Here is a 1,954-nt window from a genome sequence, read left to right on the forward strand (position 1 = left end):
CTCGACCGCCTCGAAGGAGCGCCACGGGCCACGCCGGTGGATGACCTCCGCCTTGAACAGGCTGTTGATCGTCTCCGCCAATGCGTTGTCGTAGCTGTCGCCACCGCTGCCGACCGACGGCTCGATGCCGGCTCCGGCCATGCGCTCGGTATACCGCAGAGCTAAGTATTGCTTGGGTTCAAGCGGTCGTCGCAACACCATTTTGCACGGCAGCCAGCACAGCGTCGAGTGCCTCTGCCGGCGTCTTCCAGTTCAGTGTCTTGCGCGGTCTGCTGTTGAGGGCCGCGGCCACAGCAGCAAGATCATCCCCGGTGTGGGCGCTCAGATCCGTTCCTTTCGGGAAGTACTGTCGCAGCAACCCGTTCGTATTCTCGTTCGTTCCCCGCTGCCAGGGTGAGCGTGGATCGCAGAAGTAGACCTGCAGACCCGCATCAATCCGTAAGCGCGCATGCTCGGCCATCTCGGCCCCCTGGTCCCAGGTCAATGAGCGCCGCAGATGCTCCGGCAAGCGCGCGATCGTGCTGGCGATCGCCTCACGGACCGCCGCGGCCCCGTGCCCCGCCAGCGCCGGGCCGTTCTTGGCACGCGGTATTGCCCCATGGCCGTCCATGGGCGGAAGGTGCAGCAGCATCGTAAAGCGTGTCGTGCGCTCGACTAGGGTCCCGATCGCCGAGCTCTTCAGACCCAGGATCAAGTCTCCCTCCCAGTGACCCGGTACCGCGCGATCCTCCACCTCGGGCGGACGCTCGCTGATCAGCACCTCAGGCGTGACGAACGACTTGCCGCGGCGCAGGCAGCGGGCCCGCGGCACTCGCAAAACCCGTCCTGTGCGAAGACAGGCGGTCAGCTCACGCTTCAGCGCGCCTCGGCCCTGAATGTAGAGGGCCTGATAGATCGCCTCATGACTGATGCGCATCGTCGGATCGTCCGGAAAATCGAGCCGCAGGCGCGCGGCGATCTGCTGCGGGCTCCAGGATCGACCCCATTGCCGGCTCTGGCGTCGCCCGTGCCGCCGTCCCTTCCAGGCAACGCTCGGTCCAGGCAGAGCGCTCCCGCTCGGTGTCGCGACAGCACCGGCGAGCCGGTCCTGCACGTAGGTCCGCAGCGCGGCGTTCCCCGCCAGCTTTGCGGGCTTGGGCCGGCGTGCCGCGCGTTCAGCGTGCCACTGCGCCGTCGTGGCGCGATAGTCGAGGCCGCCACTGCGGGTCGCTGCATTGCGCCGCAACTCGCGCGAGATGGTCGACGCTGCCCGTCCCAGACGCCGAGCGACTTCCCGGACCCCGTGACCTTGCGCCTGAAGTATCGCGATCTCCTCCCGCTCAGCCAACGACAGATAGCGCGTAGAAGGCGAATTGGACGATGGTGACAGGTGGGAAGGTGCCATCCCGCCTGCTGTCCGGAACCACCGCGAGCCGACCGGTGGCGAAATCCCGACCTTCATCGCTGCGTCCTCGCTCGAGAGACCTTGGGCGATGAACGCCCAGTACTCCCGCCGCGTCTCGCGCAGACCGACCCCGGGACGACCCGGTGACCGCAGCTTTTCTCGAAGACACCGATCCGATCGCCGCCGACCTGCCATCACAACCGCCCTCCGCCAAGCCGTTGCGACGATCACTTGAATCCACCCTGCGAGCCGCGGTCCGAGTGATGCACCAGTCCACTGCCTTGCACAGGGCGACGCTCGTGCAGGGCCTGCTCCAGAGCATCCAGCACGAAGCTCGCCTGAGCGCTGCGTGAGGCTCGCCAGCCGCCAATGCACCGGGCGAACACATCGATGACGAACGCCACGTAAACGAAGCCCGACCACGTCGCCACGTAGGTGAAGTCGCTGACCCACAGGGCGTTCGGCCGTGGAGCCTTGAAGTGGCGCTTGACCCGGTCGAGGGGGCAGGCTGCGGCCGGGTCGGGGATCGTGGTGCGCACGGTCCTGCCCCGCACCACCCCCGCCAAGCCC

At 67.2% G+C, this 1,954-nt stretch carries 1 protein-coding gene and 2 pseudogenes; all 3 read right to left on the reverse strand.

Translation table 11 applies throughout. From position 1 onward, the window contains the following. Window positions 1-171: pseudogene (locus VP06_RS32810) on the reverse strand (IS3 family transposase); the annotation flags it as partial. A gap of 7 nt (window positions 172-178) precedes the next feature. After that, window positions 179-1,579, reverse strand: a complete 1,401-nt coding sequence (locus VP06_RS32815; protein WP_082167766.1) for an IS30 family transposase — start codon at window positions 1,577-1,579, stop codon at window positions 179-181. 47 nt (window positions 1,580-1,626) lie between these two features. Beyond that, window positions 1,627-1,954, reverse strand: a pseudogene (locus VP06_RS32820) (DDE-type integrase/transposase/recombinase); the annotation flags it as partial.

It is taken from the genome of Methylobacterium aquaticum, from assembly GCF_001043915.1.
GTDB lineage: Bacteria > Pseudomonadota > Alphaproteobacteria > Rhizobiales > Beijerinckiaceae > Methylobacterium > Methylobacterium aquaticum.

Excerpts from the sequence above, each read along its gene's own strand:
- VP06_RS32815 (WP_082167766.1), bottom strand. The coding sequence starts at position 1,579 with ATGGCAGGTCGGCGGCGATCGGATCGGTGTCTTCGAGAAAAGCTGCGG.